The 26,026-nt window shown below is 57.9% G+C and carries 21 protein-coding genes; 8 read left to right on the forward strand and 13 right to left on the reverse strand.

Features of this window, described 5'->3' with window-relative positions; translation table 11 throughout:
* Positions 1–2: 2 nt before the first annotated feature.
* Positions 3–545, reverse strand: coding sequence for an oligoribonuclease (orn, locus tag K787_RS0103330; protein ID WP_022961374.1), 543 nt, complete (start codon positions 543–545; stop codon positions 3–5).
* Positions 546–631: 86 nt separating this feature from the next.
* On the opposite strand from orn, the gene rsgA reads away from it, so the two are divergent.
* On the forward strand, positions 632–1,663 hold the full coding sequence (gene rsgA / locus K787_RS0103335; RefSeq protein WP_022961375.1) for a small ribosomal subunit biogenesis GTPase RsgA: 1,032 nt from the start codon (positions 632–634) through the stop codon (positions 1,661–1,663).
* Positions 1,664–1,669: 6 nt separating this feature from the next.
* Here rsgA and motB read toward each other — a convergent pair whose 3' ends face one another.
* Both motB and motA read right to left on the reverse strand, forming a co-directional pair.
* Positions 1,670–2,707: a flagellar motor protein MotB gene (gene motB / locus K787_RS0103340; protein ID WP_022961376.1), complete on the reverse strand. Its 1,038-nt coding sequence runs from the start codon at positions 2,705–2,707 to the stop codon at positions 1,670–1,672.
* A 3-nt stretch (positions 2,708–2,710) separates the two neighbouring features.
* Positions 2,711–3,565 carry a flagellar motor stator protein MotA gene (gene motA, locus K787_RS0103345; RefSeq protein WP_022961377.1) on the reverse strand — a complete coding sequence of 285 codons (855 nt, stop codon included), beginning with the start codon at positions 3,563–3,565 and terminating at the stop codon, positions 2,711–2,713.
* A 133-nt stretch (positions 3,566–3,698) separates the two neighbouring features.
* Here motA and K787_RS22020 point away from each other — a divergent pair, with 133 nt between their 5' ends.
* Genes K787_RS22020 through asd form a run of 3 tightly spaced genes read left to right on the forward strand, consistent with a single transcriptional unit; the run spans position 3,699 to position 7,013 of the window.
* Entirely contained in the window at positions 3,699–5,297 is a 1,599-nt protein-coding gene (locus tag K787_RS22020; RefSeq protein ID WP_022961378.1) for a hypothetical protein, read from the forward strand.
* 33 nt (positions 5,298–5,330) lie between these two features.
* A complete protein-coding gene (locus tag K787_RS0103355; protein WP_022961379.1) occupies positions 5,331–6,152 on the forward strand; it encodes a rhodanese-like domain-containing protein in 822 nt (273 codons plus the stop codon).
* Between the two features lie 9 nt (positions 6,153–6,161).
* On the forward strand, positions 6,162–7,013 hold the full coding sequence (gene asd, locus K787_RS0103360; RefSeq protein ID WP_022961380.1) for an archaetidylserine decarboxylase: 852 nt from the start codon (positions 6,162–6,164) through the stop codon (positions 7,011–7,013).
* A gap of 54 nt (positions 7,014–7,067) precedes the next feature.
* Here asd and epmA read toward each other — a convergent pair whose 3' ends face one another.
* A complete protein-coding gene (epmA, locus tag K787_RS0103365) occupies positions 7,068–8,027 on the reverse strand; it encodes an elongation factor P--(R)-beta-lysine ligase (protein WP_022961381.1) in 960 nt (319 codons plus the stop codon).
* Between the two features lie 77 nt (positions 8,028–8,104).
* Positions 8,105–8,671 (reverse strand): elongation factor P, encoded by a 567-nt coding sequence (efp, locus tag K787_RS0103370; RefSeq protein ID WP_022961382.1) that lies wholly within the window; start codon positions 8,669–8,671, stop codon positions 8,105–8,107.
* A gap of 142 nt (positions 8,672–8,813) precedes the next feature.
* On the opposite strand from efp, the gene epmB reads away from it, so the two are divergent.
* The 3 genes from epmB to K787_RS0103385 all read left to right on the forward strand — a co-directional run bounded on the left by epmB (position 8,814) and on the right by K787_RS0103385 (position 14,009).
* Positions 8,814–9,842, forward strand: a complete 1,029-nt coding sequence (epmB, locus tag K787_RS0103375; RefSeq protein ID WP_022961383.1) for an EF-P beta-lysylation protein EpmB — start codon at positions 8,814–8,816, stop codon at positions 9,840–9,842.
* A 170-nt stretch (positions 9,843–10,012) separates the two neighbouring features.
* Positions 10,013–11,809 (forward strand): cyclic-di-GMP receptor FimW-related protein, encoded by a 1,797-nt coding sequence (locus tag K787_RS0103380; RefSeq protein WP_022961384.1) that lies wholly within the window; start codon positions 10,013–10,015, stop codon positions 11,807–11,809.
* Between the two features lie 130 nt (positions 11,810–11,939).
* Positions 11,940–14,009, forward strand: coding sequence for a bifunctional diguanylate cyclase/phosphodiesterase (locus K787_RS0103385; RefSeq protein ID WP_022961385.1), 2,070 nt, complete (start codon positions 11,940–11,942; stop codon positions 14,007–14,009).
* Positions 14,010–14,055: 46 nt separating this feature from the next.
* Here the strand turns inward: K787_RS0103385 and serB are convergent, their stop codons facing one another.
* Complete coding sequence (serB, locus tag K787_RS0103390) at positions 14,056–15,267, reverse strand: phosphoserine phosphatase SerB (protein WP_022961386.1); 1,212 nt, start codon at positions 15,265–15,267, stop codon at positions 14,056–14,058.
* A 170-nt stretch (positions 15,268–15,437) separates the two neighbouring features.
* Here serB and K787_RS0103395 point away from each other — a divergent pair, with 170 nt between their 5' ends.
* The gene (locus K787_RS0103395; RefSeq protein ID WP_022961387.1) at positions 15,438–17,099 is read left to right on the forward strand and encodes a hypothetical protein; all 1,662 of its coding nucleotides are present in this window, start codon (positions 15,438–15,440) and stop codon (positions 17,097–17,099) included.
* On the opposite strand, the gene parC is transcribed toward K787_RS0103395, so the two are convergent.
* From parC to thiC, 7 genes are all read right to left on the reverse strand, one after another.
* Complete coding sequence (gene parC / locus K787_RS0103400) at positions 17,068–19,365, reverse strand: DNA topoisomerase IV subunit A (protein WP_022961388.1); 2,298 nt, start codon at positions 19,363–19,365, stop codon at positions 17,068–17,070. The two genes, K787_RS0103395 and parC, sit on opposite strands and share 32 nt — an antisense overlap.
* Positions 19,366–19,402: 37 nt before the next feature.
* Positions 19,403–19,921, reverse strand: a complete 519-nt coding sequence (locus K787_RS0103405; RefSeq protein WP_022961389.1) for a retropepsin-like aspartic protease family protein — start codon at positions 19,919–19,921, stop codon at positions 19,403–19,405.
* Between the two features lie 34 nt (positions 19,922–19,955).
* Positions 19,956–21,851, reverse strand: a complete 1,896-nt coding sequence (gene parE, locus K787_RS0103410; RefSeq protein WP_022961390.1) for a DNA topoisomerase IV subunit B — start codon at positions 21,849–21,851, stop codon at positions 19,956–19,958.
* A gap of 177 nt (positions 21,852–22,028) precedes the next feature.
* Complete coding sequence (gene cpdA, locus K787_RS0103415; protein WP_022961391.1) at positions 22,029–22,841, reverse strand: 3',5'-cyclic-AMP phosphodiesterase; 813 nt, start codon at positions 22,839–22,841, stop codon at positions 22,029–22,031.
* A 110-nt stretch (positions 22,842–22,951) separates the two neighbouring features.
* Positions 22,952–23,404: a DUF1249 domain-containing protein gene (locus K787_RS0103420; RefSeq protein WP_028614552.1), complete on the reverse strand. Its 453-nt coding sequence runs from the start codon at positions 23,402–23,404 to the stop codon at positions 22,952–22,954.
* Positions 23,404–24,021, reverse strand: a complete 618-nt coding sequence (locus tag K787_RS0103425; RefSeq protein WP_022961393.1) for an NUDIX domain-containing protein — start codon at positions 24,019–24,021, stop codon at positions 23,404–23,406. The genes K787_RS0103420 and K787_RS0103425 overlap by 1 nt, the downstream gene beginning before the upstream one ends.
* A gap of 101 nt (positions 24,022–24,122) precedes the next feature.
* Complete coding sequence (gene thiC, locus K787_RS0103430) at positions 24,123–26,006, reverse strand: phosphomethylpyrimidine synthase ThiC (RefSeq protein WP_022961394.1); 1,884 nt, start codon at positions 26,004–26,006, stop codon at positions 24,123–24,125.
* Positions 26,007–26,026: the final 20 nt, after the last annotated feature.

Consider the following 26,026-nt stretch of genomic DNA (forward strand, 5'->3'; position numbering starts at 1 on the left):
GCTCAAAATTTGATGAAATGCTCACGGTAGTACTGCAACTCAGCAATCGAATCGTAAATGTCATCCAGCGCCAGATGGCTGCCTCGCTTGGTAAAACCGCTCTTCAGCTCCGGGGCCCAGCGTGTCACCAGCTCCTTTAGGGTAGATACATCCAGGTTCCGGTAGTGGAAATAGACCTCCAACTCCGGCATCCCGCGGTACAGAAAACGCCGGTCCTGGCAGATACTGTTGCCGCACATGGGTGATTTGCCTGCAGGTACCCATTGCTGCAGAAACGCCAGAGTCTGCCGCTGTGCCTCCTCGACACTGATCTGGCTGTCGCGTACCCGCTGGGTCAGGCCTGACTGGCCGTGCTGACGGGTATTCCACTCATCCATGCCCTCTAGTAGCGAATCTGCCTGCTTGATCGCCATGACCGGACCCTCTGCCAATATATTGAGCTGTGAGTCGGTCACCACGGTGGCGATTTCGATAATGACGTCGTTATCCGGATCCAGACCGGTCATTTCAAGATCGATCCAGATCAGATTCTCGGGATTGGGCATGCGAACTCCTGCACTTGTGCGGTTGGTTTGACGAGCAGTATACGCGGCGCGTGATACACTCGCGCAACTTCCAGGAACAGCAACCCATGGCAAAACGACACCTCACTCGACGTCAGAACTGGCGTATTCAGAAAATTCAGGACGAACGCGCGGTGCGCGCTGGCAAACGTGCCGATATGGCTGAAGAAAGCCTGATCGGTGGCGATCTGGGACCCGAACAACAGGGTCTGGTGATTGCTCACTTCGGTGTGCAGGTGGATGTCGAAACCAGCGAAGGTCCCGAGGCCGGACTGGTACGCCGCTGCCATTTGCGTGCCAATCTGCCGGCCATGGTCACCGGGGACCGGGTGATCTGGCGAGCCGACAACCAGAACGGCGGCGTGATTGTGGCCCAGTTGCCGCGCCAATCCGAACTCAACCGTCCTGACCACCGCGGCCAGCTCAAACCGGTAGCGGCTAACGTCGAACGCCTGGTGATTGTATTCGCGCCGCTGCCCACGCCCTATACCACCCTGATTGACCGCTATCTGGTGGCGGCCGAGCAGTCCGGGCTTGAGCCCCTGCTGATCCTGAACAAGGCCGATCTACTGGCTCAGGGTGATTACGCCGAGATCCGCACCTGGCTGGACGTATATGCCCGCCTGGGTTATGAGGTACTGGAGTTATCCGCCAGTTCGGGCAACGGCCTGGACGAGCTTCGTGCAGCACTGCGCGACCATATCAGCGTCTTTGTCGGTCAGTCAGGGGTGGGTAAGTCATCACTGATCAATGCCTTGCTGCCAGGCATCGATTTGCGCGTGGGGCCTCTGTCGGAATCCAGCGGCCAGGGCACACACACCACGACCACAGCAAAACTATTTCATTTTCCCGACGGCGGCGACCTGATCGACTCGCCCGGCATTCGTGAGTTCGGGCTGACGCACATTAGCCATGACGACTTGCTCGAAGGCTTTGTGGAGTTTCGGCCGTATCTGGGCCACTGCCGCTTCCGTGATTGCCAGCACTTGCACGAGCCGGGCTGTGCGCTACTCGGCGCGGTGGCACGCGGCGACATTTCAGCCAGCCGCATCAGCAGTTACCGGCAAATCCTGTCAAGCATAGGGCCGGCCAGCTACTGAACCTGCCTATTGATTACGCAACGGCTCCAGCGCGTTGACGTCATCAAATAGATTCGCCGGGCGCTGACCGTTATCGGTCGGCGGCGCTGGCGGGCTGCCCAACGGTGCCCCACCATCATCGCCCGACGGCACATTCGAGTCCGTGGTCACGGGCTCTAGCGGAGCATCATCCAGCACGCCCGCATCATCAGTCATACCGTCACCGGTGTTTTTGATAATGTTCTCTTCAGCGCGTTTGTTAAGCACGATGATGTCTATTCGGCGATTGATCGGGTTAGTCGGCTCATTGCGATCAAACAATGCTGAGTCGGCATAACCTACTACGCGCGCCAACTGCCGCTCAGGATAGCCTGCTACCAGCAGCGTGCGTCTGGCGGCATTGGCGCGCTCGGTGGAGAGCTCCCAGTTACCGTAATTTCTCCGCCCGACAAAGGGCTGAGCGTCAGTATGCCCGCCAATACTGATCTTTTTCGGCACCACCGCAATGGTATCGCTCAGCGCTAACAGAATTTCTTCGAAATACGGCTGAAGTTGCGCGCTGCCACTGGCAAACATCGGCCGATTCTCCGCGTCGACTATCTGAATCCGCAGCCCATCCTGGGTAATTTCCAGCAAGATCTGATCTTTAAAGCGTTGAAGAACCGGTTCGATATCGATCTTGTTCTGCAACTCCTGCAGCAACATATCCAGTTCCAGCTGCTCGACCTGCTCAGCCAGCGTTTGTATGCTTTCTGCATCCAGAGGCAAGGGCTCAGTGTCCTCCGCGTCACTTTCGTTCAAGGTTCGATCGGGAGACACAGTGGGCGTGCCGCCCAGATCAATCGCAAAGGGGCTGCCACCTGCAGAGAAGCCTATCGGATCATTGAAGTAACCCGAGATCATTTTGAGTTGCTCTGGTGTGGCAGTGGACATCAGCCACATGACCAGAAAGAACGCCATCATGGCAACGGCAAAATCGGCGAAGGCAATTTTCCAGGCCCCGCCATGGTGCCCGTCACCCTTGCGGCTGATACGTTTGACGATAATCGGTTGATTATTATCCACCGGTTAGCGCCCCTTGACCGACTCTTCCAGCTCCAGAAAGCTGGGTCGATGCTCGGGCAACAAGGCCTTGCGCCCAAACTCCACCGCCAATGCAGGAGGCAATCCCTGCGCGCTGGCGACCAGGCACATCTTGATCGCCTCGTAGGTGTTGGCTTCTTCATGGGCTTCATGGCCCATAGCCGCAGCAAAGGGCCCAACAAAGCCATAGGCAGCCAAAATACCCAACAGCGTTCCGACCAGTGCGGTAGCGACCTTCTGGCCAATCTCGGAATTATCTGCATCACCGAGAATACCCATAGTGATCACAATACCCAGGACCGCAGCAACGATACCAAAAGCGGGCAAACCGTCCGCTACTCGGGTGACAGCGTGGGAGGGCTCATGCAGCTCCTCGGTGAGACTGGAAATCTCCACGTCAAACAAGGCCTCAAGCTCATGCGGCGCCATATTGCCGGTCGACATGATGCGCAGGTAGTCGCAGATAAACTCGCTCATATGCTTATCTTTGAGAATCGCCGGATATTTGCTGAAAATCGGACTTTCCGCAGGCTCTTCAATATCCGCCTCGATCGACATCATGCCTTCACGGCGGCTCTTGTTAAGCACTTCATAGAGCACCCCCAGCACGTCCAGATAAAATGGCTTGCCGAAACGATGGCCAAATATGATCTTCGGCGCACTACCTGCTGCCTTTTTTACCGTAGTCATGGGGTTGGCGACCAGGAAAGCGCCTATCGCCGCACCACCTATAATCAAGATCTCGAATGGGTGCCAAAGTGCTGCCAACTGCCCCCCCGACAGCATGAAACCGCCCAAAACACTGCAGGTAACAACCAAAAAACCAGCAATTTTCAGCATAAACCCGTTAAATCCCCTGAGAGTTGAAGTCGCCGCCAAGCGAATCGGCCATTGGGCAGCAAAATAATCTTGATCACGTTATAGTCATATCAGCCATGGGCTGTCGATATACTCATTATAAGCCGCATACCTTATGAGCACAGAAGAAGAACGTAAATTGATAGTACAAGCTGATATCGGCAGCCTTCGGCAAAGCCTGAACAGCTTTGTGTTGCCGATTGAAAAAAACCAGTGCCTAAGGCTGACCAGCCTACTCGACAATGAACTCATGGGCATCAATGACTTGAGCCGTGAATTGCTGCGGGTACCGGCTGCGGCATTGCAAATATGCCGGGCGGCTGGGGGTATGGCGCGGGCCAAGGATCTCGACATCCTCACGCTCGAGCAGGCCTGCAACATGCTCGGCACCCTGCGGCTGGCCAAACTCCTGCGCAGCTTGCCCATCGTCGAAAGAGAGCAAATGCCGCTGGCTTATCGACAACTGCTGAGCATCAGTGAACATGCCCTGACCCAGGCCCAGGGTTTGTTTGCCAACAGAATGGCCCGGCTATGGCATGAAGTCTCGCTGGCTAGCCTGCTATTTCTCGCGCCCTGCTGGGTGCTGATCTACCACCGGCCAGAACTGTTCAAGGTCTGGGACGCAAGGGCTCTAGAGCGAGAAACCGCCGAAGCCGATATCAAGCCCTGGTTGCTGGACAGCGACCACATCATGAGCCTGACCCAGCAACTGGCCGAAGACTGGTGGTTACCACCCTGGATTCTCCAGGGCTACCGATCACTCAATAGCAGCCGGCGGTTGATGGTCAAAGCCATTCACATTGCTCGCGATTCAAGCCACCCCCAACAACAGCAGGCGCTGCTCGATGCCGACCGATCACTGTCACGCTGGCTAACCATGCCCGCCAATAGCCTGCTGATGGCCAACGGCATCGCTCTGGGCGCCCACCATGACTGGGACGCACGCCATACCGGTCGCTGGCAACAACTGACAGCCCTCTACCTTGGCTGCAGCCTGGCGGAGGCGCAAAGCGCCAGTCACATTAATGCCGTGGACAGTGCCCGTAGTCAGTATCAGCATTCTGACCCTGACCTCTGGCTACCCGCACAAGCACTGCTATGGCAAACGCGCAGCCGTAAACGCATTCGCCCGGCTACCCCAGTGGCCGATACCCACCAGCTCGAAGCAGGCGACAGCCCTAAAACGACATCCGGCCGACCGGACCCTGTCCAGTGGCGGCAGCAATGCCTGAAACTGCTTGCGCAGCCCAGCGCGTTCGCTAGCCTACCGCAGCTACTGCACTGCGCGCTGGATGCCATGGATCACGGCCTGGGGCTCAAGCAATCCTGGATTGCCTTGTATAATGCCAAGCAAAAGCAGCTAATCATCCGCGCGAGCCGAGGATTTGACCCCACTCAAGAAGCCACCGACCTCGCGCTGGGTGACTGCCGTAACACCCCATGGGGCCAGTGGCTCAAAACCGACACCCTGCATAATCTGGACGCAGCGCGTTTACAGCGCGAGGGTAAAACGATCCCAGACACACTGACGACATTACTCGCAGACCAGCGCGCGCAGTTACTGCCACTGCAGCACCGGGGAAGCATTATTGGCCTGCTTGGCGCCCAGGGGCTCGAGCTGCAAAAACTGGCTGATGAAAAACAGCGCAAAGCCTTGCTGAAGACGGCAGAATGTATCTACCGGGCATTGATCAACTTCCAAACTAAAGCCTGACAACCTATCGACAAGGCTACCGGAGACCTTTTTATGCCTTCAATTACTTTACCCTTGCTGATCGAGCCGCAGACCTTGTCAGCCCTGCTCGACTCCGGGAAGCCGTTGAAAAATCTGCGCCTGGTGGACCTATCCAGCCAGGAGCAGTACCTGCAGGCCCACGTGCCGGGGGCAGTTCACCTTGCACCGTCGCGCACCAGCTCACCTGCACCGCGTCCCGGCCTGCTACCCGAGTTGTCTCAGCTGGAACAGTTATTCGGCGAACTTGGTCATCATCCAGATCTTCATTATGTAGTTTATGACGATGAAGGGGGTGGCTGGGCAGGCCGCTTTATCTGGATACTAGACAGCATAGGGCATTGTCATTACAGCTATCTGAATGGCGGTATCAAGGCTTGGCAGCAGGATGGCTTGAAGATTGAAACCCAGGTGAATCAAGCCACTCCCAGCCTTGTGCGGCTGACCCTGAACCCTGGCGCGAGTATTGATGCGGATGAATTGAAAAAGAGTCTGGCGCAACCGGATTTTGTTGTCTGGGATGCCCGCTCCCCCGCCGAATATCGCGGTGAAAAGGTTCTCGCCGAACGCGGCGGGCATATACCCGGTGCAGTCAATTTTGAATGGACTGCGGGCATGGACACGCAACGCGGTTTACGCCTGCGCAACGATCTGCGCGAACAGCTTCAGCAGTTAGGGCTCACTCCTGACAAGAACATCGTCACCCACTGCCAGACCCATCATCGCTCAGGCTTTACTTACCTGGCGGCAAAAATACTCGGCTATCCCCGAATCAGAGCCTACGCCGGCTCCTGGTCCGAATGGGGTAACCTTCCTGACTCTCCGATTGAACATTAAGGACCCTGCATGCGCGAGCGCCTGTTTGTCATCTCTCAATACCTATTACCCCAACACCTGCTTTCCCGTCTGGCAGGCTGCCTGGCCAATTGCACCTGGGCGTGGGTAAAAAATCCCTTTATCGGCTGGTTTATCAAACGCTACGGCGTAGATATGCAAGAAGCTGAGCAGACCGACCCATTGGCCTTTGCCTGCTTCAACGACTTCTTCACGCGCGCCCTCAAACCGGGCGCGCGACCTCTGGCACCGGAGTTGGACAGCATTCTTTGCCCGGCCGACGGTACCATCAGCCAGCTCGGCAAAATCGAGCATGGCAGACTATTCCAGGCTAAAGGTCAAAGCTTCAGCGTGCTGGAGCTGCTGGGCGGCAATCCAGAGCATGCGGCCTTGTTCCAAGGCGGCGAGTTTGCGACGGTATACCTGTCGCCCAAGGATTACCACAGGGTCCACATGCCCTGCGGCGGCACGCTTACCGATATGGTCTATATTCCGGGAAAACTGTTTTCAGTTAATCAGATCACCGCCGAGAACGTGCCCGAACTCTTCGCTCGCAACGAACGGGTGGCCTGCCTGTTCGATACCAACCACGGCCCCATGGCGGTCGTGCTGGTAGGTGCAATGATCGTTGCGTCAGTGGAAACCGTATGGGCTGGCCTGGTCGCGCCGCCGACCAGGCAGCTCAAGGCTGAACGCTATGGCCAGGCCGCACCCACGCTGGAGCGCGGCGCCGAAATGGGCCGGTTCAAGCTCGGTTCAACCGCAATAGTGTTATTTGGGCCGGGCCATGCAGCCTGGGATCCGGCGATGCGCGCAGGTGCTGCCGTGAGCATGGGCCAGGCGCTGGGCAAACTGACTAACTGACAGGCTTGCGTCAGCGCTTGCGCGCGGACTTTGCGATCGCGCGGAAGCTCTGGTTTATGCGCGATCGAACCCGAACGCAATAACCTGGTCAATGCGCTGCGCACCAACGGCCAACATCACCAGCCGGTCAAGCCCTAACGCGACGCCAGCGCAGGCTGGTAAACCGGCCTGCAGCGCAGCAACCAGGCGTTCATCTACCGGTAATGCCGGAACCCCCATCGCCAATCGTTGGCACTGATCCGCTTGAAAGCGGCGCGCCTGCTCCTGCGCATCCGTCAGCTCGAAATAGCCGTTAGCCAGCTCCATGCCTTTGACAAATAGCTCAAAGCGGGCGGCGCTTGGCACACAATCATCACCCTCGACTACCTGTGCCAACGCCGCCTGGGAGGCTGGGAAGGCATAAACCAGTGTTGGTTCCTCTAGCGCTGGCTCAATGCAGTGCGAGAACAACAGGTTAAGCCAGCCATCGCGCGGCAGCTCGCCGACAAATCCACAACGCTGACGACCCTGCTGCGCGAGATCCGCGTCACTGCATTGGTGAACATCCAGCGCCAAATGCTCGGCAAACAAACGGGAGTAGGTGACCCGCCGGGCATTCGTACACCCCAATACACCGGAGACCAGGGCATCCACCTCGTCCATGAGTTGATGATGGTCGAAGTTCAGCCGATACCATTCCAGCATACTGAATTCGGGGTTATGCCGCCCGCCCACCTCACCGTTGCGATAGACCTTGCATAGCTGCCAGATGCAACCACTACCAGCCGCCAGCAAGCGTTTCATCGGATACTCTGGCGAGGTGTGCAAGTACACCTGGCGGGCGCCCTGCCCGCCATCAGGAGCATAGGTGCAGGCAAAGGGTTGCAACTGGGGATCACTGACTGCGGCGCTGGACAGACTAGGCGTATCCACTTCAAGCACACCACGCGCAGCAAAAAAACGGCGTACCTGATCTATGATCCTGGCGCGCGCGCGTAATGCGTCTATCGACGCTGAGGGCTGCCAATCGTGCATTACCTGCTCTCCGATCAGAAAAGAAAACCGGGGCAAGGCCCCGGTTTTTCGTCACACGTTCGCTTAGCGCCAGTTGATCACGCGCGACCCACATACTCGGCACTGCGAGTGTCAACCTTCAACACGTCACCGACGTTGATGAACAGTGGCACCTTGACCACCGCACCGGTTGCCAGCTTGGCCGGCTTGGTGCCGCCGCCGGACGTGTCGCCACGCACACCGGGATCCGTTTCCACCACTTCCAGTTCGACGAAATTGGGCGCGCCCACGGCAATCGGCGCGCCATTAAATAGCGTGACCTGATAAATCACCTGCTCCTTCAGCCAGCTCTTGGCTTCGGTGATCGCTTTCTCGTCGGCAGCGACTTGCTCGAAGGAGCCGTCCGTGGCCATAAAATGCCAGAACTCACCGTCGGCGTAGAGATACTCCATCTCGCGATCCATCACATCCGCGCCTTCCAGGCTATCCCCCGACTTGAAGGTACGCTCGTTAACCCGGCCGGTCCGCAGGTTGCGAACCTTGACCCGATTGAACGCCTGGCCCTTACCCGGCTTGACGTACTCGTTTTCCAGAATGGAGCAAGGATCGCCATCGAGCATCACCTTGAGACCGGGCTTGAATTCGTTGGTAGAATAATTGGCCATACACTTCCCACTGACAGTTTGAACGGAAACATCCGATAACGCGCCGAACAGAGGAGTCAGACCGGGAATATCCCCCGGCGACAGCCAGACGTCAGCGATAACGTCCGACGGATGCCCTGCCACCCAAGCGCGGAAAACGCCAATGATACATGGATCTTTAGCCCCTGTTGAGTCCGACAGCTGGCAAAGTCTGCTGGCCTCCAGCATAACTGACCCACGCACCTTGCTGGAGCGGCTGAACCTGGACCCAGCCCTGCTCGATCCGGCACTGGCCGCCAGTGCTGAATTCGCCCTGCGCGTGCCCGAGCCCTATCTCGCTCGTATGCAGCCGGGCAACCCCCACGACCCGTTGTTGCGTCAGGTGCTGCCCGTGGGCGAAGAGTTACTGGCCCAGCCGGGCTATCAACTTGACCCCCTGGGAGAACAGCACAGTAACGCCCGCCCTGGCATCATTCACAAATATCATGGACGCTTGCTATTGGTTGTCAGCGGCGGTTGCGCAATCAACTGCCGCTACTGTTTTCGCCGTCACTTCCCCTATGCAGACAATAATCTGAGTACCGAGCAATGGCATCAGGCCCTGGACTACATCCGCCAGGACCCCAGCCTGAGCGAGGTTATCTACAGTGGCGGCGATCCGCTGGCCGCCAACGACCGGCGGCTGGCCTGGCTGACCCGGGAAATAGCCGCCATTCCGCACATCAGACGGCTGCGCGTACATACGCGCCTACCTGTTGTGATTCCGCAGCGGGTCACCCCCGAGTTAATAGAAGCCCTGTGCGGCACGCGATTACCGGTAACCATGGTATTGCACTGCAATCATGCCAATGAAGTCGACCGGCACCTCGGTTCAGCGGTGCAGCGTCTGCGCGCTGCCGGGATCACGCTATTGAATCAGGCAGTACTGCTTAGAGGGGTTAATGATCGACTTGACCAGCAATTGGAGCTCAGCGAAACACTAGGCGATCATGGCATTTTGCCCTATTATCTGCATGTACTGGACCATGTGAAAGGAGCTCAGCACTTTCATATAGACGACCGGCAGGCGCAAACCTTGGTCGGTCAAATGCTCGGCCGACTGCCAGGCTTTCTGGTTCCTCGGCTGGTACGTGAAGTCGCTGGAAGAGCAGGCAAGCTGCCCTTACCGGTAGAGCTGATTGAAATAGAGTGATCTATTCCACACCGGCTGAGGCTGACCTTTTTGCTATTGAGGGGCCCACCCCTTTTTAGCGCGTGACTGACTTTGCTGCTAAAGTGTTGGTTGTCGCACTCGCGTCCTGAAGAACCCGCTCTCAACGCATCGGGACTTGACCTGAACCGCTTGTTTTGGATAAGACTGTTATGGATAGCACAACGCAAAAATTGAACTTGCGGATACCTCAACAGACGCTCAAGTCGCTGAGCTTTGCCGAGGGCAGTGAGAAAGGAATCATCCAATGGCTGGCCAATCTGCCCAAGGCCAACATCGGCGAAACCGCGCGGCAGCTGTATCAAGGTCTTATCGAAATCAATCAGCTGGAAATACCAGCAGATAAACGTCTTATTATTCTCGAACGCATTCGTCCTGAAGTTCATTACGTTTGCAGCGCGCTAGCCAAATACTATCTTGGGCAGTCTATTGTCCTGGAAGACAAACCGCGCAAGGTCGCCAATCTTTCCCAGTCGCTGCAGAATCATTTGGCGAACGGATACAAGATCGTCGTCGCTCAAGAACGCAACATCAAATCGCGCGACCATGCCGCATTGGTTAGCCTGGCCATCCAGCGCGCCATGCGCAGTTTGTGCGGGCCCCTGCTACGCGCTTTCCAGCTGTACTGCCCGGTCGCCGATGGCGTCTGGCTGGAGCTGCACCAGCTATATCAGCTGGCGCGCAAGCGTAACCTGCACAAGCAGCCAGTCAACGATAAGGAAAGTCAGGGAGGTCAGCCTCTAAGCATCGAGCAGTGCTATCTCATTGCCCTGTTAATGGGGTCAGCACGCCCTAACCAGATGCGCCAGAGCGCAATGGGCCGGCTGTTTGCGACGCTCGAAGACTGGTCGCGCATGGCCGTATTGGTTGAGCCGACCGATCCCCGCGCCCTGTTCATTATCAACCCCCATATGGACTGCCCACCTCGCTATCGCTCGCTGATTCGCGAGGAAGACCTGTCTGACAGTATGGGCCTGAGCACCCAGAGCCTGGTAGACGGGATCAAAGAATATATGCTGAACGGCAGCGAAATCCGCGGCAGCCTGAAAGTCCCCGACGGCTTCGGCATTGAATTACTGCAACACGTTAGCCAATCCTGGGGGGATTTGGCCGAGCGCACCTTCAACCGGGTGCCTGGCCGGGGTATCCTCAGACTCAGTATCGGCATGAGCGCCACACATTTCCGTATTGCCCAGATACCTTTCGCTCGCTTTATCGATGCCGACGAAAAAGATATCAATCCGTTCTCCGACGCGGCCCAACGCGAACGTCACAAAGACGGCTGGAATGGCGCCTTCGACGGTGAGCAGAAGTCTCTGGACTGGAGCCCTGGCAACGTTGAGCAAATTGATTACCACACTTTGCCTGGCGTACCCAATCCGGAAGAAGATGACACCCATTTTCCGACTTACAGCCTGCCCATCGTCAATCACAGCCCCGGCGGCTTCTGTCTGACCTGGCCGAAGGATGTACCCAAGCAACTGCAGGCGGGAGAACTGCTCGGTATTCAGGAAGAAGATGACCATGACTGGAGCCTGGCAGTGGTGCGGTGGATACGCCAGGTGCGCGGCGGCGGCACACAGATGGGTGTTGAACTGGTAGCACCCCACTGTACCCCCTGCGCGGTCAAACTGATGCGCAAAACCGAACAACCCAGCACCTATCTTCGCGGGCTGATTTTACCCGAAGTATCAGCCATTGACCGGCCCGCGACGCTGATCACACCACGCATGCCCTTTCAAGTGAATAGCAAGGTATTGATCCTTCAGGGTCACCGTGAGGTTCGTGCACATCTGACCGATAGAGTTGCCGCCACCGGCAGTTTTAGCCAGTTCGAATACAAAGTGCTCGAACCCGTGAGCGATCAGCAAGCCAAATCCGAGACGGGTAGCACATCTTTGACCAGCAGCAGTGACGATGACTTTGACTCGCTCTGGAAGTCGCTGTAAATTCAGGTCTTTAGGGTTGATCCGAGCAAAACTCAGGATGGCGCAAAGGTGCTGGCGCCATGCGGCTACTGGGATTATCTTTTTCAAGGCAGATCGCGCTTGCAGGTCTGCCGCATAGACCTGGACGACCATGGGCACAGACTCAAACGCGATCCGCCTACTGATTCTTGACGACTCGCAGAATGATGCCGAGCACCTCGTCAGTCTTCTGCGCAATGCCGGACATGCTACCCGCGCGCATCGCATTACCTCCGTTGAGGATCTTCAAGAATGCCTGCAACAGACTTGGGATCTGTGCCTGGCCGTACCACAAACCAGCTTTATGAGTGCTACCGACGCCTGTGAGTTGATCACCCGACAATCCCGCGACATCCCCTTCCTGTTGATTAGCCCCGAAGCCGGGGAGCAGGCCCGCACCGAGGGCATGCGCAGCGGCATGCGCGATGTGATTCCGGAGGGTGCCGAAGCCGTGCTGACCATGGTCGTCAAGCGCGAGCTGGCCAGCCTGGAGGCGCGCCGCCAACTGCGCATTGCCGAGCAAAGTCTGCGTGAAGCGGAAAAGCGCTGCCAGTTACTGCTTGATAGCTCGGTTGATGCTATCGCTTATGTGCACGACGGCATGCACATTTATGCTAACCGCTCGTATATACGGCTTTTTGGCTATGAAGATCCTGATGACCTGGCGGCTGAACCCATGGTAGGTCTGATCGCTAGCAAGGATCAGGCCACGTTCAAAACCTTCCTGCGCAGTTACAGCGCGCAGGGTGACAAGAATGAGATGCGCTGTAGCGGGATCGATGTTGATGGCAAGGAATTCCCTATCATGCTGACCTTTACCCCGGCCAGCTACGATGGAGAGCCCTGCACCCAGGTGGTCATCCGAGCTGAAACGGCCAGTGCCGAATTCGAGGAAAAGCTCAAAGTAATGGCCAGCCAGGACCTGGTTACCGGCCTGTACAATCGTTCCTATTTTCAGGAGCAACTTGGCAAGGTCAGCGAGCAGGCAGTGCATACCGGCCAGGCTAGCAGCCTGATTTATCTGAGCATTGACAATTTCAATGGCGTACAAAGCGACATCGGTATCGGCGGTTCAGATCTGATTCTGAGTGATCTGGCGCAAATGCTCAGGCAAGCCTTTACAGAAGATACGCTAATTGCTCGTTTCAGCGACGACGCTTGCAGCATTTTGCTGGCGGGCAAAGAACCCGAAGCTATCAACGGGATGCTTGAAGAGCTACGCCGAAAAATCGAAGCGACGCTGTTTGAGGCGAACGGCCGCACTGTCCAGATCACCGTCAGCATGGGTATCTCCTCCATCAGCGAAACCAGCCCAAAGCCGGAAGAAGCGATCGACCGCGCCCACCGGCTCGCCGACCAGATCAGCCAAGCCGGCGGCAATGCCATCAGAATATTCAATCCGCTGGAGGAACTGGCTCACCAGGCCAATCGCGGCAACCTGATCGCTTTGGTGAAGCACGCGCTGGAGACCAACAGTTTCAAACTCCTATTCCAACCGGTCATCAGTCTCAGAGGTGACAGCTCCGAGCACTATGAAACCTATCTGCGCCTAATAAACAGCCAAGGCGAAGAAGTTCCGGCGGCCGACTTTCTGCCCGCCGCGCAGGAATCGGGACTGGCGCTGCAGATTGATCGCTGGGTTATCACCCGGGCCATCAAGGTGCTTTCCAACCATCGCGCCAAAGGTGCCGACACTCGCCTGCTGCTCAACCTGAGCAGCGCCAGCCTGCAAGATGCAGAGCTTGTGCGCTGGGTTGCCGGCCAGCTCAAGGCAAGCCGCTTACCGCCCGACAGCCTGATCTTCCAGTTCAATGATGCCGACGCCAACACCTATATGAAGCAGGCAAAATCCTTGATCGAATCACTGCACAGCCTGCACTGCAAAGCGTCGCTCAGCCATTTTGGTTGTGCTCTGAATCCCTACGCGGCATTGAAGCATCTGCAAGTTGACTTCATAAAGATAGACGGCTCGTTCAGCCGCGACTTAACTGACCCGGACATTGTCAATGCACTCAAGGAAATGGTGACCACACTGCATGCGCAGGGCAAATTGACCATAGTGCCCTATGTAGACAGCGCGACCATGATGCCAACGCTGTGGCAGGCGGGGGTCAACTATATACAAGGGCATTACCTGCAATCACCTAGTGAGAGCATGAACTACGACTTTTCAGCGGAATAACTTACCAGTAAAGCAGGGGCCTGCAGGCCCCTTGAACCCTTCTGCATTAAAACCCTTCGCGATCCCGGAATCCCAACAAGTACAAAATCCCATCCAGGCCGAGAGTCGAGATCGCCTGCTTAGCTGACTGCTTGACCAAGGGCTTGGCCCTGAAAGCCACACCCAGACCGGCAATCGACAACATTGGCAGATCATTAGCGCCGTCCCCAACCGCAATCGTCTGCTCCAGGCTGATGCCCTCTCGCTCGGCCAACTCACGCAGCAAATCTGCCTTGCGCTGACCGTCGACGATAGGTTCCAGCACCTCACCAGTGACCAGACCGTCCTTTACCGGCAGCGCATTGGCATACACATAATCGATTCCCAGTCGCTGCTGCAACTGATCAGCAAAATAGCTGAAACCACCCGACAGGATGGCTGTTTTGTAACCCAGGCGGCGCAACTGGCTGATCAAGGTTTCGGCGCCTTCAGTCAACTTCAAGGACGCGCCAATCTCCTCCAGCACCGCGACCGGCAGCCCCTTGAGCAACGCCATGCGCTCGCGAAAACTGGCCTGAAAATCCAGCTCGCCACGCATCGCGCGCTCGGTAATGGCTGACACCTGCTCGCCCACACCCGCGGCCTTGGCCAGCTCGTCAATCACCTCGGCATCAATCAGGGTGGAGTCCATGTCGAACACCACCAGCCGACGGTTGCGCCGGAAAATACTGTCTTGCTGGAAAGCGATATCCACATTCAGCTGCTGGGCAATGGTTAGAAACTCGGCACGCAATTTTGCTGGATCCGCTGGCTCGCCACGCACGGAAAACTCAATACAACCCTTGCCTTGATCGGCCGGTAAACCTTCAGGGATACGCCCGGACAAGCGGTCAATATGATCAATATTCAAACCGTAACGTGCGGTGATTTCACTGACCTGCGCAATATGCTCGGCAGTCACTCTGCGCGCCAGCAAGGTAACTATGTGTCGCGGCTTGCCCTGGCCAGTCACCCAACGGCTGTACTCGTCAGCACTCACCGGCGTGAAACGCACCTGCTGATCCAGCTCGTAGCCACGGAACAACACATCCTTGAGCACGTCGGCCATGCCCTCCTGTCCCACCATCTCGACCAGAATGCCAAACGACAAGGTATCGTGAATAACCGCCTGGCCGATATCCAGGATATTAACTTCGGCGCGGGCTAGAATGCCCGTAATGGCCGCAGTCAAACCGGGCCGGTCCGGGCCGGTAATATTGATCAGGACGATTTCATTCAAAGGGGCCGCTCCAGTCTAGGGGTGTCTTAGCGCATGGCCGTCTATTCTACCTGCAATTGGCCACTCGCTCACAGATGCAGCCTTTTGCCCTCAGGTGGGAATGGCTATACTGCACGCAGCCTTCGCGCCCAGGCCTGATCACCACTCTTTTCCACTGACCGAGTCTCCCCTTGAACCCGACACCGCCCCCTTCCGACAACCTGTTTTTGCGCAGCTATGCCACGTGGCGTCAGCACAGCGTGAAACTGACCGGCAAATTGCTGATGCTCGGCATATTGCCGCTGGTACTACTGATGCTGTGGATGGGCGTACTTGCCTTCACCGAGTTAAAACAGACTACTGGCCGCCAGGCTGACGCTGTGGGCAATGCGCTGGTAAAACAGATAGCCGCCTCGGTCGCTGAGCCGCTGGCTGCGAATGACCAGTTAAGCCTGAACATACTGCTCGCACAATGGCGGCAGAGCCCTCTGGTCGCACACACTCGGGTATTTACCCTTGAGAACCGCATGATTGCCGAGGCCGGGGATCGCATCAGCGCATCACGCATGGCGCCAGGGCAGGGGCAGTTTAATGCTGCGGTGCATATTCAGGATACGCTGGCAGGTCAGGTTCAACTCAGCCTGGCGGCAGAGCCGTTTATGGCCCCGGTCAACAGTCTCCTGCGGCAATTCACCTGGGCGGCCCTATTGCTCATCCTGATTGCTGGTTTTTTTGCCTGGCGCATGGCCGGCAACATGCGTAAAGCCTTGCGGCAGCTCGGCGAATGGCAAGCAGACTCGCCTGCGCCCGGGCAGGATCGACGCGATGAGCTGGGTGATCTGGCACGGCAGATGGGGCGTCAATATCATGATCCTGCCGCGCAGGTGATCGAGCCACCAATAGCTGATCAGCAGAAAACCGACGACGGCGTTGATCGCCTGACAGAAGAAAGTGATGCCCTAAGTCCACCGGCCCAGCACACAGCGTCTGAACTTGACGCTGATACGCCGCTTTCAGACCTGCACCTGCCAGACACCCTGGACACCCATCTGCTGACACCTTCAAGTACGGACGCAAGTGCGGATGCAAGTGCAGACCGCAGTGATCCCAGCGCCGCGGAGCCAGAAAGGGCTACAGACCCGGAGAGCATCGGGAATAGCCTAGCCGATGCCCCGCCAGCGCTGACTACCGCCACGCAGAAAGCGGTCGATGCGGCGCAAACCGAGGCCGCAGCAGCCAGTCCAGAGGATGGCGAGCCGGTTGCCCCGCCGCCTGCGCCGCTGGAGACCACCGTTCTGGCGATTCGCCTGGGCAACCAGGAGGCATTGCGCCGTTTGCCACGCCCAAGACTGATGGCTTTACTGGGACGTTACCGTGAGCAACTGGACCGCGCCTGCGAGCTCTACAATGGGCACATCCAGACCTTGCACGACGGCACCAGCCTGGTGCTATTCAACGCCCGCGAGTGCCGTCAGGACGAGCTGACGCACGCCCTATGCTGTGGCGAACTGCTGCGAGTACTCGGCCATGACCTGCAAGTAGAAATTGCCGACACCGGCATCACCTTGCACTTGCACTTGGCCCTATGCCACGCACCCTGCCTGCGCGACGTACCCCCGCAGGAACTGAGTGAGCAGCCCGCCTGCCAGACGCTGATAGAGCAAGTTCAGTACAGCCGCAATTTATTGCTATTGGATTCCAGTCTGGCCAATTGCGCAGCCATGCGCCAGCGCGCCGTGGTACGGCGCCTGGCGAGTCAGCCGGGAATCTACTGCATTGAGCGGCTACAGGACCCCTACCAGGCGATGTTGGAACAGCAACTCAGTCATTTTTACCAACAGCGTCAGAGTTGAGCGCTGCAGCACGACCCGCTTCGACACTGATCAGATCGACCTTCTGGAAACCGCGTGGCAGCTTGTTGCCACGCCGGCCACGCTCGCCACGATAATGCTCCAGATCAGCCGGCTTGAGCGTCAAGGTGCGCTTGCCCGCCGTCAGCACCAAATTGGCATCGACTGAGAGCAACGCCAGTCCCAGCAAAAACTCCTCGCGGGTTTTCACCCGAGCAGAAGGCAGTGACAGTATCTTGTTGCCTTTGCCCTTGGCCAGCTGCGGCAGATCAGCCAGCGGAAATACCAGCAAGCGCCCTTCATTTGAAATCGCCACCACCAGGTCACTGCGCTGATCGCTGACCAGCAGCGGCGAGATAACTTTACCGCCCTCGGGCAAACTTAACAGCGCCTTGCCGTTCTTGTTTTTGGCCAGCAAATCGCTGCCCTGCACGACAAAACCGTAGCCTGCATCCGAAGCCAGCAGGTATAGCGCCTGCTCATCAGGCATCAGGATGCTTTCAAACCCGGCACCCGGCGGCGGGCTCAGGCGCCCGGTCAACGGCTCACCCTGGCCGCGAGCCGAAGGCAAAGTATGCGCCAGCAGCGAATAACTGCGTCCAGTGGAGTCGATGACCACCGCCTGCTGATTGGAGCGGCCGCTGGCCTGCCCCTGGAAGGCATCACCTGCCCTGTAAGCCAGGGTACGACCATCCACCTCATGGCCCTTGGCACAGCGTATCCAGCCCTTCTCGGACAGCACCACAGTGACAGGCTCTGAGGGAAGTAATTCTGTTTCCGAAAGGGCGCGTGCTTCGCTGCGCTCGACCAGCGGCGAACGCCGATCATCACCGTAGGTTTCTGCATCGGCAATCAGTTCATCGCGCACCAGATTGCGCAGCAGCTTTTCACTACCCAAGACCGCCTGAAGCTTGTCGCGCTCCTCTTCCAGCAGATCCTGCTCGGCGCGAATCTTCATCTCTTCGATGCGTGCTAACTGCCGCAGGCGTGTGTCGAGGATATAATCCGCCTGCAGCTCACTGAGGCCAAAACGCGACATCAATTCAGCCCGCGGATGCTCCTCGGTACGGATGATATGAATCACTTCATCGAGATTCAGCCAGGCGATCTGCAGACCTTCCAACAGGTGCAGGCGTGCCAACACCTTGTCCAGACGGTACTGCAAACGCCGTCTGACGGTCGAGACCCGAAAGCCCAACCATTCGCTGATCAGCCCACGCAGATCCTTGACTGAAGGCCGGCCATCGGTGCCGATCACATTCATGTTGACCCGGTAGCTGTGCTCCAGCTCAGTGGTCGCAAACAGATGCTGCATCAGCTCCTCAGGATCAACCCGGTTGGAGCGGGGCACTATCACAATCCGCGTCGGATTTTCATGGTCCGACTCATCCCGCAGGTCAGCTACCATCGGCAATTTCTTCGCCTGCATCTGCGCCGCGATCTGTTCCAGCACCTTGGAGCCAGAGACCTGATGCGGCAGCGCGGTAACGACGATATCACCCTCCTCGCGCACCCAGACAGCACGGCTGCGCACCGATCCTTTACCGGTGGCATACAGCTTGAGCAGCTCGCTACGCGGGGTGATGATTTCTGCTTCGGTAGGGTAATCCGGTCCCTGGATATGCTCCATCAGCTCATCGAGCCCTGCACCCGGGTCGTCCAGCAGGCGTACACAAGCCGCAGCTACTTCACGCAGGTTATGCGGCGGTATATCGGTTGCCATCCCCACCGCAATACCGGTGGTGCCGTTGAGCAGCAGGTTGGGCAAACGCGCCGGCAGCACCATGGGTTCATCCATGGTGCCATCGAAATTGGGCTGCCAGTCGACTGTGCCCTGGCCCACTTCGGTCAGCAGCACCTCACTGTAACGGGCTAGGCGCGCTTCGGTATAGCGCATGGCGGCGAAGGACTTGGGGTCGTCTGGCGCGCCCCAGTTGCCCTGACCATCGACCAACGGATAGCGATAGGAAAACGGCTGGGCCATGAGCACCATGGCTTCATAGCAGGCGGAGTCACCGTGCGGATGATACTTACCCAGCACGTCGCCGATGGTTCTGGCCGACTTCTTATGCTTGGACGTGGCGGACAGCCCCAGCTCACTCATCGCATAGATGATGCGCCGCTGCACCGGCTTCAAGCCGTCGCCAATATGCGGCAGAGCCCGGTCCATGATCACGTACATGGAGTAGTTGAGATAGGCCTCCTCGGTAAAGGAGGACAGCGCGCGGCGCTCCACCCCATCCATACTCAGATCCAGACTGTCGCTCATACTTATCCTCTATTTCGTGTTCGGTCGGGAATTTCGGTCAAGGATACTGCCGCAAGATCAGCTCACCGCCCTGCTGACTGAATTCCAATTGCTGCAGGGCACTCATGCCCAGCAAAATATCATTACCACCCATGCCCGGCACAATGCCCGCGTCCACATCCCGAAGGTGTATATCACCCAATTGCAGGCGGTCTATCCTCGTGGCATAACTGTCCGCCGTGCCGTTGGCGGTATTGACCTGAAAGCGCCGCCCCTGTGTCAGTTGCAAACGCTGCGCCACTGATGCCGGAATGGCGACGAAGGTAGCACCGGTATCGAGCAAAAAAGTCACATCCCGGCCATTGATCTGGCCGTTCAGCAGATAATGCCCCTGGCGGTTGGCCAGCAGCCGTACTTCAACTGCGTCACCGGCCATTATCGATGCCGGCGTTTGATTGGGGTTGCGCTTGCGCTCCTCAATACCGGAAAACCACTGCACGGCAAGGAACAAACCAGCCACCCAGGCCAGGATCATCATCACTTTGCCAATGCGCTGGGTCGGTGCTGCCTCGCTCATGCGAATTCCTCGTGAAATCGGAGCAGATCCGTTATCAGAGCAGTACCTCGGCCAGATCGCCCTTACTCTCTAACCAGGCCTTGCGATCAGGTGCGCGCTTCTTCGCCAACAGCATGTCCATCAAGGCTTCGGTACCCGGCATATCATCAATGGTTAGCTGCACCAAACGCCGCGTGTCCGGCGCCATGGTGGTTTCCCGTAGCTGCAGCGGATTCATCTCACCCAAGCCTTTGAAGCGGGTAACCTGAATCTTGCCGCGCTTGCCCTCGGCTTCGATGCGGTCGAGGATGCCCTGCTTCTCGGCATCGTCCAGCGCGTAGAACAGCTCCTTGCCCACGTCGATGCGGTACAACGGCGGCATCGCAACAAACACATGGCCGGCTGCGACCAGCGGTTGGAAATGCTTCACAAACAGCGCGCAGAGCAGTGTCGCAATATGCAGACCGTCAGAATCGGCGTCCGCCAGAATGCAGATCTTGCCATAGCGCAACTGCTGCAGATCCGGTGATCCCGGGTCCACACCAATGGCCACGGCGATATCGTGCACTTCCTGTGAGCCCAGCACTTCGCCGGAATCGACTTCCCAGGTATTGAGAATCTTGCCGCGCAGTGGCATTACCGCCTGAAATTCCTTGTCGCGTGCCTGCTTGGCGCTGCCGCCGGCCGAGTCACCTTCGACCAGAAACAGCTCAGAGCGGCGGCTGTCCTGCCCGGCGCAATCAGCCAACTTGCCCGGTAGGGCCGGGCCTTGAGTAATGCGCTTGCGTTCGATTTTCTTGCCGGCTTTCAGGCGCCGGCCAGCATGGTTGATCGCCAGTTCGGCAATCTGCATGCCGATTTCAGCATGCTGGTTCAGCCAGAGGCTGAAGGCATCTTTCACTACCCCGGAGACAAAGGCGGCAGATTCGCGAGACGAGAGCCGCTCCTTGGTTTGGCCAGAAAACTGTGCCTCGGCCATCTTCAGCGAGAGCACATAGCTGACGCGCTCCCAAACGTCCTCCGGCGCCAGCTTGACGCCGCGTGGTAACAGATTGCGAAATTCGCAGAACTCGCGAATCGCCTCCAGCAGCCCGGCGCGCAACCCATTGACGTGAGTGCCGCCCTGCGCCGTGGGGATCAGGTTAACGTAACTTTCCTGAATCAGGTCGCCGCCCTCAGGCAGCCACAGCACCGCCCAGTCCACGGTTTCCTGGCGCGCCTTGAGCGCACCGGTAAAGGGCTCTTCCGGCAGCTTGGGCCATTCGGCGCAGGCGTCCATCAGATAATCGCGCAAGCCTTCTTCATATAACCAAGTGTGCTGCTCGCCAGATTGGCGATCGTCGAACTCCACTTTCAGGCCTGGGCAGAGTACCGCCTTGGCCTTGAGCAGGTGTTTGAGCCGGCTGATGCTGAACTTGGGCGAATCGAAGTAACTGGAATCCGGCCAGAAGGTCACGGTGGTGCCGGTATTGCGTTTGCCAACCGTACCAACCACTTCCAGCTCGCTGACTTTTTCACCATGCTCGAAGGCCATGGCGTATTCCTGGCCGTCACGTCGCACGCGTACGTTGACCCGCAGGGACAATGCATTAACCACGGAAATGCCGACGCCGTGCAGACCACCGGAAAACATATAGTTCTTGCTGGAAAATTTACCGCCCGCGTGCAACCGGGTGAAGATCAACTCCACACCAGAGACACCCTCCTCGGCATGCATGTCGACCGGCATGCCGCGGCCGTCATCCGATACCTCCAGCGCGTTGTCCTGATGCAGGACGACCGAGATGCAGCGCGCATGACCGGCCAAGGCTTCGTCAACACTGTTGTCGATGACCTCCTGCGCCAAGTGGTTGGGGCGGGTGGTGTCGGTATACATGCCCGGGCGACGACGTACCGGATCCAAACCACTGAGGACTTCCAGTGCATCGGCGTTATAAGTCGATTGGGACATAAGCTGTCTGGTTTTCCTTGATTCCGTGGGAGCAGGGGTATGTCGGTCCTAGCTTACAGCAGCGGTCAACTCGGAGACTGTTCAATGTTCGGCCGGCAGCACTGACCGGCAGTGCTGCCGGCCGTATTGAATAGTATCTGCCTTGACCCGGCCGTGCCAATGCCATCGCACCCCCGGTCAGTAGCCGGTTGCGCCAGGGTCCGGCAGAAAACGACCCTCGGCAAGCCGGGAGACTGCGGTTTCAACATGTCCGTCGTCGAACAAACGTAACCAGCGGTAACCCGGTGCCCGCTCATCGGTGGCGAAGTTCTCACTGTGGGCAGCGAACTGTACACAGGTCGAGGGCGAGGCTAACAGCCTTAAACCAGCGCGCTGCTGATCAAAATGCTGATGAATATGCCCCCAGAGCACCAACCTGACCCGCTGATCAGCCTCGAGCCGGCCGAGCAAATCAGGCGCGTTCAGCAAGCCCAGCGGATCCATCCAACCGCAACCTATCGGTACCGGATGGTGGTGCAGGCATACCATCACAAATCGCTCACCCGCCCCCTCCAGCGCCCGGTCAAGGACCGCCAGCTCGGTAGCGCCAAGATGGCCGGCCACAGCGCCGGGGATATTGGAGTTCAGCAGTACGATACGCCAGCGTCCGAGATCAACCCATTCGCGACTCAAGCCCGATTCCGCGCCCAACTGCTGCATTAACTCGGCGTTGTCATGATTACCGGCAATCCAGTGGCACGGAGCAGGCAAGCGCTGCATGGCGTTCATAAAGCGCTGGTAAGCCGCCTCGCTGCCATCCTGGGCAATATCACCCGTGGCCAGCACCAAGTCCATCGTTGGCTGCTCATCCAGCACCAGATCAATGACCGCTTGCAGGCTCTCATGCGTGTCCAGGCCCAGTAGATCGGCGCCCGGATCAGCATAGAGGTGGCTGTCGGTCAGTTGCAATACACAGACATGATCTGCTCGCGTTGTTACCGGTGATAGCATCGATCACCTGCTCCTGGTCACTTTTTTTGAGTTCTATAATGGCAACTGGATAGCAGAGAATCCAGCGACTGCATCACAACGCCCGCACGCAAAGGGTGTGCACGATAATATCAGCGCTGGATAATAACAGGATGAGCACTCTGACCATACCGCTGGCAATAACCCAGCCATTCGCCAAGGAACTGATTGAGCTGAAATTTCTCGTCCGGTTGGAGCATCTGTTCGTTGGGGTAGGGGTAAACGCCACGAAAACGCCGGCGATTGTAGGCCGCCACCACCTCGGCCATGCCAGCGTCGTGATACAGGCGCACTTCCATGCTGGGCGGTGACAGCCACTGGTGTTCGCGCTGATAGATCAACTGCAGGGTTGACGTGTAGCGACAGCGCTCCAACACCTTCATTTGCAACACCTGCTGCTGACCGTCCTGCGCCTCGACATGTACCTGGTGTTCACTGTGGTCGTGCATGCCTGGCATCAACTTGAGTAGCCGCCAATAATTGGTCTCGCACACCGCCTGCAGGCTGACCAGGTCGACCCGGTAGCGCGGCTTGCGTTTAACCATCATGGCTGCGCTCCAGCCTCGGCCTGCAGGCGCTCGGCGTTCATCGCCAACCACTGCAGCGCAATAATGCTGGCAGCATTATTTATGACTCCCTGCTGCATGGCGTCGATGGCCTCCAGCCTAGACCAGCAACTGACGCGAATATCCTCGCCCTCCTCCTGCAGCCCATGAATACCGCCTGCGCTACGACTGTCTACCAGTGCGCAATACAGATGTACTTGCTCGTCACTACCACCGGGAGAGGGGAAATACCGGGTGATCGGCAGCAGCTCCCGAAGCGTCAGGTCAGCTTCTTCCTGCGCCTCGCGATGGGCCACTTCTTCGGGCGACTCATCCTTGTCGATCAGTCCGGCGACCAGCTCCAGCAGCCAGGGTCGCTCGCTTTTCTCCAGCGCGCCGATACGCACCTGCTCAATCAAAACCACCTGATCTTGCCAGGGGTCATAGGGCAGAACACACACGGCATCAGGACGCACAAACAACTCGCGGCGCAACTCTGGCCCCCAGCCACCATTGAACAGCCGATGACGCAACGTCAGCACATCCACCCGGTAAAAGCCCTTGAATCCGGGCTCCCGGTGGATAATCTCAACGTCGTTGCGGGAAAAAATGGTCAAATTACGCTGCCCCTGAAGATGTCCGAGTCGGCTTAGAATATTGAACCCAGCCCTTAAACTCGCACACCTACCTGGAACTCGGCAAGAGCCCCGACAAGACTTCAGACCTTTTGATACAACTGCGAGCCGGTCGAACGGAACTCCCTGGACTTGGCCTGCATGCCCTCCTCGACCGCCACATCAACGGCGTCAATCCGCTGCGCAGCCGCGTAATCACGCACTTCCTGAGTAATCTTCATCGAGCAGAACTTGGGGCCGCACATCGAGCAGAAATGCGCGACCTTGGCGGAATCCTTGGGCAAGGTTTCATCATGGAAGGACCGCGCCGTATCCGGGTCCAGCCCAAGATTGAACTGGTCCTCCCAGCGAAATTCGAAGCGCGCCTTGCTCAGGGCGTTATCGCGAATCTGCGCGCCGGGATGCCCCTTGGCCAGATCGGCGGCATGGGCAGCAATCTTGTAGGTGATGATGCCGGTTTTTACGTCATCGCGGTTAGGCAGGCCCAGATGCTCCTTGGGCGTGACATAACAGAGCATCGCACAGCCGAACCAGCCAATCATCGCCGCACCAATGCCTGAGGTGATGTGATCGTAACCCGGCGCAATATCCGTGGTCAGCGGCCCCAGAGTGTAAAAAGGCGCCTCATCACAACATTCCAGCTGCTTGTCCATGTTCTCCTTGATCAGTTGCATCGGCACATGCCCGGGGCCTTCGATCATGCATTGCACGTCGTGCTTCCAGGCCAGCTTGGTCAGCTCACCCAGGGTCTCCAGTTCGCCGAACTGCGCTTCGTCATTGGCATCGGCAATAGAACCGGGGCGTAGACCGTCGCCCAGCGAAAAGGACACGTCATACGCCTTCATGATCTCGCAGATATCTTCAAAATGCGTGTAGAGGAAGTTTTCCTGGTGATGCGCCAGACACCACTTGGCCATAATCGAGCCGCCCCGCGAAACGATGCCGGTCACGCGCTTGGCGGTCATGGGCACATAGCGCAGCAAGACCCCAGCATGAATGGTGAAATAATCCACGCCCTGCTCGGCCTGTTCAATCAACGTGTCGCGGAAGATCTCCCAGGTCAGGTTTTCAGCTACGCCATCGACTTTTTCCAGCGCCTGATAAATAGGCACCGTGCCGATCGGCACTGGCGAGTTGCGGATGATCCACTCCCGGGTTTCATGAATATTCTTGCCGGTGGACAGGTCCATCACCGTGTCCGAGCCCCAGCGAATACCCCAAGTCATTTTCTCCACCTCCTCCTCGATGGAAGAGCCCAGTGCCGAGTTGCCGATATTGCCGTTGATCTTCACCAGGAAATTGCGCCCGATGATCATCGGCTCCAGCTCTGGATGATTGATATTGGCTGGAATGATCGCCCGACCACGCGCGACTTCATCACGCACAAATTCAGCGGTAATATCCTTGGGAATGCTCGCACCGAAGCTGTGCCCGGCATGCTGATTCCGGGTTAATCCAGCATCACGAGCGGCCTGCAGCTGCATATTCTCGCGAATCGCGATGAATTCCATCTCCGGAGTGATGATGCCCCGACGAGCGTAATGCATCTGGCTGACGTTGCGCCCGGCCAGCGCGCGGCGCGGATTGCGCACATGCGCGAAGCGCATGGAGTCCAGCGCCGGATTGGCCAGGCGGGCACTGCCGAACTCGGAGCTCAGACCCGGAAGTTTTTCAGTATCGCCGCGCTCGTCAATCCAGGCTCCGCGCACATCCGCCAGGCCGGCGCGCAGATCAATCCGCGCCTCGGGATCAGAATAAGGGCCGGAGGTATCGTAAACCAGGACGGGGGCATTCTGTTCGCCGCCCAATTCCGTCGGAGTATCCGCCAGACTGATCTCGCGCATGGGCACGCGAATGTCCGCGCGCGACCCGGTGACATGGATCTTTCGTGAACCAGGGAAAGGCTGGGTTGCAGCGCTATCAGCGCCAGAGGAGGCAATTGCATTATCGGGCAAACGGCTGTTCATTGATGTTGCTCCACTGCGGG

Origin of the sequence: Halopseudomonas pelagia CL-AP6 (assembly GCF_000410875.1) — a bacterium.
In the GTDB taxonomy this organism is placed as follows: Bacteria; Pseudomonadota; Gammaproteobacteria; order Pseudomonadales; family Pseudomonadaceae; genus Halopseudomonas; species Halopseudomonas pelagia.

What these genes read in the sequence shown, in the direction of transcription:
- epmA (WP_022961381.1), bottom strand. Translation starts at nt 8,027, where the DNA reads ATGCACGATTGGCAGCCCTCAGCGTCGATAGACGCATTACGCGCGCGC.
- parE (WP_022961390.1), bottom strand. Translation starts at nt 21,851, where the DNA reads ATGTCCCAATCGACTTATAACGCCGATGCACTGGAAGTCCTCAGTGGT.
- motA (WP_022961377.1), bottom strand. Translation starts at nt 3,565, where the DNA reads ATGCTGAAAATTGCTGGTTTTTTGGTTGTTACCTGCAGTGTTTTGGGC.
- epmB (WP_022961383.1), top strand. Translation starts at nt 8,814, where the DNA reads ATGATACATGGATCTTTAGCCCCTGTTGAGTCCGACAGCTGGCAAAGT.
- K787_RS0103355 (WP_022961379.1), top strand. Translation starts at nt 5,331, where the DNA reads ATGCCTTCAATTACTTTACCCTTGCTGATCGAGCCGCAGACCTTGTCA.
- thiC (WP_022961394.1), bottom strand. Translation starts at nt 26,006, where the DNA reads ATGAACAGCCGTTTGCCCGATAATGCAATTGCCTCCTCTGGCGCTGAT.
- K787_RS0103385 (WP_022961385.1), top strand. Translation starts at nt 11,940, where the DNA reads ATGGGCACAGACTCAAACGCGATCCGCCTACTGATTCTTGACGACTCG.
- rsgA (WP_022961375.1), top strand. Translation starts at nt 632, where the DNA reads ATGGCAAAACGACACCTCACTCGACGTCAGAACTGGCGTATTCAGAAA.
- asd (WP_022961380.1), top strand. Translation starts at nt 6,162, where the DNA reads ATGCGCGAGCGCCTGTTTGTCATCTCTCAATACCTATTACCCCAACAC.
- K787_RS0103380 (WP_022961384.1), top strand. Translation starts at nt 10,013, where the DNA reads ATGGATAGCACAACGCAAAAATTGAACTTGCGGATACCTCAACAGACG.
- K787_RS0103420 (WP_028614552.1), bottom strand. Translation starts at nt 23,404, where the DNA reads ATGGTTAAACGCAAGCCGCGCTACCGGGTCGACCTGGTCAGCCTGCAG.
- K787_RS0103405 (WP_022961389.1), bottom strand. Translation starts at nt 19,921, where the DNA reads ATGAGCGAGGCAGCACCGACCCAGCGCATTGGCAAAGTGATGATGATC.
- orn (WP_022961374.1), bottom strand. Translation starts at nt 545, where the DNA reads ATGCCCAATCCCGAGAATCTGATCTGGATCGATCTTGAAATGACCGGT.
- cpdA (WP_022961391.1), bottom strand. Translation starts at nt 22,841, where the DNA reads ATGCTATCACCGGTAACAACGCGAGCAGATCATGTCTGTGTATTGCAA.
- parC (WP_022961388.1), bottom strand. Translation starts at nt 19,365, where the DNA reads ATGAGCGACAGTCTGGATCTGAGTATGGATGGGGTGGAGCGCCGCGCG.
- K787_RS22020 (WP_022961378.1), top strand. Translation starts at nt 3,699, where the DNA reads ATGAGCACAGAAGAAGAACGTAAATTGATAGTACAAGCTGATATCGGC.
- efp (WP_022961382.1), bottom strand. Translation starts at nt 8,671, where the DNA reads ATGGCCAATTATTCTACCAACGAATTCAAGCCCGGTCTCAAGGTGATG.